The sequence below is a fragment of the Streptomyces sp. NPDC058459 genome (genome assembly GCF_042721685.1).
Taxonomy (GTDB): Bacteria; Actinomycetota; Actinomycetes; order Streptomycetales; family Streptomycetaceae; genus Streptomyces.
Map to the genome: position 1 here is coordinate 1 of NZ_JBHXLV010000311.1, position 5,179 is coordinate 5,179.

Annotated in this window: 4 protein-coding genes; 3 read left to right on the forward strand and 1 reads right to left on the reverse strand. The window is 72.0% G+C overall.

All coding sequences use genetic code 11. From position 1 onward, the window contains the following. Both ACFWN1_RS31505 and ACFWN1_RS31510 read left to right on the forward strand, forming a co-directional pair. Positions 1-1,058 (forward strand): GNAT family N-acetyltransferase (locus ACFWN1_RS31505; protein WP_384369585.1); only part of this gene is annotated, 1,058 nt, incomplete at its 5' end. 82 nt (positions 1,059-1,140) lie between these two features. Continuing rightward, on the forward strand, positions 1,141-2,751 hold the full coding sequence (locus tag ACFWN1_RS31510) for an FAD-dependent oxidoreductase (RefSeq protein WP_384369588.1): 1,611 nt from the start codon (positions 1,141-1,143) through the stop codon (positions 2,749-2,751). Between the two features lie 20 nt (positions 2,752-2,771). On the opposite strand, the gene ACFWN1_RS31515 is transcribed toward ACFWN1_RS31510, so the two are convergent. Next, positions 2,772-3,290 carry a MarR family winged helix-turn-helix transcriptional regulator gene (locus tag ACFWN1_RS31515; protein WP_384369591.1) on the reverse strand — a complete coding sequence of 173 codons (519 nt, stop codon included), beginning with the start codon at positions 3,288-3,290 and terminating at the stop codon, positions 2,772-2,774. Between the two features lie 116 nt (positions 3,291-3,406). On the opposite strand from ACFWN1_RS31515, the gene ACFWN1_RS31520 reads away from it, so the two are divergent. Continuing rightward, a complete protein-coding gene (locus ACFWN1_RS31520; protein ID WP_384369594.1) occupies positions 3,407-4,942 on the forward strand; it encodes an FAD-dependent monooxygenase in 1,536 nt (511 codons plus the stop codon). Positions 4,943-5,179 lie beyond the last annotated feature (237 nt).

A 5,179-nucleotide genomic window follows, 5' to 3' on the forward strand; every position in this document is an offset into this window, starting at 1 on the left:
GGGCGGTGCGGCGCCCTTGTCCGGCCACCGACGACCTCACCCGGCCGGCTCCGGCCGTGCCCGTCCGTATCCGTCACATCCCGCCGGAGGAAGTCATGGAAATCCGTAGCCTCGACGGTGACGACCCTGCGACGATCTCGCTGCTCCTGCCCGGGTTCCAGGAGACGATGAGCCTGGAACTGCCCGGCGACCCGCCCGTCTCGCCGAACCTGCTGGCCCGGCTGCTGCAACGCAGGCACGGCGCCGACCGGATCGTCCTGGTGGCCTTCGTGGCCGGCCGGCCGGCCGGCTGCGTCAAACTCGGCCTGGACGAGAGCACACCGGACGGTCCGGGCCACGGATCGCTGTGGGTCTTCCCCTCCCACCGACGGCGCGGCGCGGGTACGGCCCTGGTCTCCGCGGCCCGCGCGGAGCTGCGCCGCCGCAGCCGCGGCTCACTGATGATCGATGCTCCGCACACCCCGGCCGCCGAGGCGTTCGCCGCCGGGCACGGGGCGGTACTGCGCGGCACCAATCTGCGCAACCGTCTGGTGGTGCGCGGCCCGGTCCGGACCGGGCTCGCCGAACTGGCCGGCCGGACGGTGGGCGGGCACCGCCTGGTGCACTGGCGGGATCACTGCCCCGCCGAGCTCATCGAGTCCTACGCCCGCGCCTGGGGCACCCTGGACGCGTCCGTCAACGGCCAGGCCGGGATACGCAGGCCCACCGCCGACGACGTGCGTTCCCGCGAGGCGGAAGCCGGGAGGACCGGACACCGGCAGTACGTGAGCGCCGCCCTCGCCGAGGACAGCGACGAGATCTGCGGGTACGCCACCCTCCTGGTGCGGGACAGCCCGATGGCGGACACGGGCGAGACGCTCGTCCTCGCCGGCCGGCGCCGTCGCGGTCTCGGTACCTGGCTCAAGGCGCACGTGCTGTCCTGGGCCGCCGACGACAACGAGCACCTGGCGCTGGTGCAGGCGTGGAACGACGTGCGGAACACCCCGATCGTCGCCCTGAACAGGCGCCTCGGATTCCGCGCCGACAGCTCCTGGTCCACGTACGCCCTTCCCTGCTGACGGCTCGATCCCGGTTCGAGCCGGACTGTAGGAGCCCCTGCCACGATCCGGCACGAACCGGCAACTGCGAGAGAGGTTACTTGTGAGTACCAGCAGCACACGTGTACTGATCGCCGGCGGAAGCCTCGTCGGCCTCTCGACGGCGATGTTCCTCGCGCGTCACAACGTGCCCTGCGTCCTGGTCGAACGCCACCCGGGCACCTCCATCCACCCCCGTGCCGTCGGCTACTACCCGCGCACCGCCGAACTGCTGCGCACGGCCGGCGTCGAGGAGGCGGCCAAGACCGCGGCGGCCGGTTTCGAGAAGCACCGGACCCGCGCCGGGGTGGTCTCGCTGGCCGGTGAGGTGCTCTTCAGCAAGGAGGAACTCGAGGGCGGTGACGAGCTGCTCGACCTGACCCCCGCCAAACTGCTGCTGCTGCCGCAGGACCGGCTCGAGCCCCTCCTGCGCGCGCGGGCCGCGGAACTCGGCGCCGACCTCCGGTTCGGCACCGAGCTGGTCTCCTTCACCCAGGACGACGACGGCGTCACCGCCGTCACGCGAGACTCGGACGGCGTGGAGAGCACCGTGCGCGCCGACTACCTCGTGGCGGCGGACGGCCCGCGCAGCACCGTGCGCGAGACGCTCGGCATCCGGCGGGAAGGCCGCGGGGTGCTCTCGCGCCACGTCAGCATCGCCTTCGGCGCGGACTTCGCGGCGGTCCTGGGCGAGCGCCGCTACAGCGTCGTCCACGTCAAGAACGACACGGTCACCGGCATCCTGGTGCACGACGACACCCTCACCGAGGGCACGCTGATCGTGGGCTACGACCCGGACCGGGGCGAGAGCCTGGAGGACTTCACCGACGCCCGCTGCGCCGAACTGGTCCGCGCGGCCATCGGCTCGGACACGGTCGAGGTCACCGTGCGCTCCCGCTTCCCCTGGGACATGGCCGAACTCGTGGCCGAACGCTTCGTCGCCGGCCGGGTGCTCCTCGCCGGGGACGCCGCCCACCAGATCCCGCCCACCGGCGGCTACGGCGCCAATACGGGCATGGCCGATGCCTTCAACCTGGCCTGGAAGCTCGCCCTGGTGCTCGACGGCACCGCCGGGGCCGGTCTGGTCGACACCTACCAGCAGGAGCGCCACCCGGTCGGGCTGTACACCGCGCGGCAGGGCTCGCTCCAGCTGGCGTTGCGTTCCGGCACGGCGACCGAGGAGCAGCGGGCCGCCACCGACGACGCGATGACCGTGACCATGGGGCAGGCGTACCCCGCCGGCGCCTTCGTCGCCGAGGAGGACGCCGGCGCGCTGCCGCTGACCAGCGATCCGCGCACCCTGTCCGCCCAGCCCGGCACCCGCGCCCCGTACGTGGTGCTGGAGCGGGACGGCGCACCGCTGGCGACGCTGGACCTGTTCGGTGCCGGTTTCGTCCTGCTGACGGGGGCGGACGGGAGATCCTGGACGGAGGCGGCGCGGGCAGCGCGGGCGGAGCTGGGCGTCGCGCTCGACGTCCACAGTGTCACGGCGGACGGAAGCGACGGCCTCGCGGACCCCGACGGCAGGTGGGCCGACGCCTACGGCACGTCGGCCGGCGGGGCCGTGCTGGTGCGTCCGGACGGAGTCGTCGCCTGGCGCAGCCGGGGCGCCGTTGCCGCCGACGGCCAGGTCTCCGCCCTCACCTCGGCACTGCGCCGCGTACTGGCACGCTGAGCGGCGTGGGGCCCGGTCGGTCAGCCCTCCGCGGGGCTGTGCCGGGCCTCGGCCACGGAGTCCACGTACTTGATCAGCAGGCGGGCGAACTGCAGGCGTTCGCCCTCGGGCCAGTCCTGGGTGATGAACTCGAACGCGGCCCGCTGATGGCGGCGGAAGGCGGCCAGCATGGCCACGCCCTCGTCGGTCAGCTGAAGAATGGTGCGGCGCCCGTCCTGCTGGGAGGCGGCGCGGATCAGGTACCCCGCGGAGATGCAGTCCGTGACCATGCGGCTGGCGACCGAGGGGTCCACGGCCAGCCGCTCCGCCACGACTCCGACGGTGATCTCCTGACCGTCCTCCTCGGGCCCCTCTTCGACGATGTTGAGGACGAGGGTCCGGGTCATGTCCTTGCGGGAAACCGTCGTCTCGGCGTTGAGCGCGGAGGCGCGGCGCAGTCGCGAGAAGGCGGGGCCAACCGCGTCCAGGGGGTCGGCTGCGGCGAGCGGTCCGCGTCCGGACGGAAGCGGGGTGCTCGTCGGCCTGGTCGAAGTCTCCATGTCCCCATCCTAGGTCCGGCTGATACCAGCAAGCGAGCATGTGTATGTTAGCAAGCGTGTGCATAATTACATGCACACAGATTCAAAGCAATATCTCCTCCTCTGGAAGGACTTCCATGCCGGACACCCAGGACTTCGACTTCGACGTCCTCATCGTCGGCGGGGGCCCGGTGGGCATGCTGCTCGCCTCCGAACTCTGCATCTCCCGGGCCACGCCCGTGGTGCTCGAACGGCTGCCCGAGCGCACCCCGCACTCCAAGGCCTTCGGCCTGCACGCCCGCTCGCTGGAATCGCTGGACCGCCGCGGTCTGCTGGAGCGCTTCAGGGACGGCGCCCGCTCCTGGGACAACGGCCACTTCGCCGGCCTGGACGTCTGGGTCGACTTCTCGCTGCTCGACAGCGCCCAGAACTATGCCCTGCTGTCCGAGCAGAACCGCACGGAGCGGCTCCTCGAGGAGCGCGCGCGGGAGTTCGGCGTCGAGATCCGCCGCGGCCACGAGGTGACCGCCGTGCGGCAGGACGCCGACGGCGCCGAGGTCGACGTCACGGGCCCCGAGGGCTCCTACACCCTGCGCGGCCGCTACCTCGTCGGCGCCGACGGCGGTCGCAGTCTGGTCCGCCGGGAGGCGGGGATCGCCTTCCCCGGTACCGGCGGCAAGGTCACCGCACGGCTGGCCGACGTCGTCCTCGCCGACCCGGACAAGGCCCCGATGGGCATGGAGCGCACCGATCGCGGCCTGCTCTTCTGCGTGCCGCTGGACGAGACCTACCATCGCGTCGCCACCTTCGACTTCTCCGGGGAGCGCACGGCGGACGGCGAGCTGACGCTCGAGGAGTTCACCGAGAGCCTCCGCGAGATCTGGGGTGACGACCTCGGTGCGAGCGAGCCGCGGTGGATGTCCTGGTTCACCGACTCCGCCTGCCAGGCCGAGCGTTACCGCGCGGGGCGCGTCTTCCTGGCCGGGGACGCCGCCCACACCCACTTCCCCGTGGGCGGGCAGGGGGTCAATCTCGGTCTGCAGGACGTCCTCAACCTCGGCTGGAAGCTCGCCGCCGACATCAACGGCTGGGCTCCCGAGGGGCTGCTCGACACGTACGACCGCGAGCGCCAGGCCCCGGCCCGCAAGGTGCTGGCCAACACCCGGGCGCAGATCGCGCTGATGAACCCCGACCCCTACGTCACTCCGCTGCGCGAACTCTTCGAGGACTTGATGCGCAAGAGCGACGTCAACCGGCACGTCGCCGAGATGCTCAGCGGCGTCGGGGTCCGTTACGACGTTCCGGGTCCCGGGCACCGTCTGCTCGGCGACTTCGCGCGCGATCTCGTCGTCACCACTGAGGAGGGCGCCGTGACGCTCCCCAAGCTGCTGCGACGAGGCACCTTCGCCCTGCTCGACCTGTCCGGACGCCCGGAGATCTCCGACGTGTACCAGGAGTGGGCGGAGCCGATCGCGTGGCCCGGCCGCGTGCGGCACGTCGTCGGCGCGTGCGAGCAGGAGCCCGGCCTGGCCGGCCTGCTCGTCCGCCCCGACGGTTACGTCGCCTGGGCCGTGGACAAGGACGCCTCGCCGGAGGAGACCGCCGACGGTCTGCGCGCGGCCCTGGCCACCTGGGCCGGGACCGAGGGCCCCAGCCGGCCGGTCTTCAAGTGAGCGAAAAAATCCAGGCGTTCCGCAAAGTGGTGTGGACACACATCCAAATGCATGACAACATGCATATGTAGCCGGGATCGCCGGACGGAGCCACGGCGGCGCACCCGCGACGCGGCTCGACCCCACCCACCCCCCATGGGAGACAGCACATGAGAATCGTCCGCCACCACCAGCACGGAGCGCCGTCCGTTCTCCGCCTCGAGGAGGCGGAGAAGCCCCAGCCCGGTCCGGGTCAGG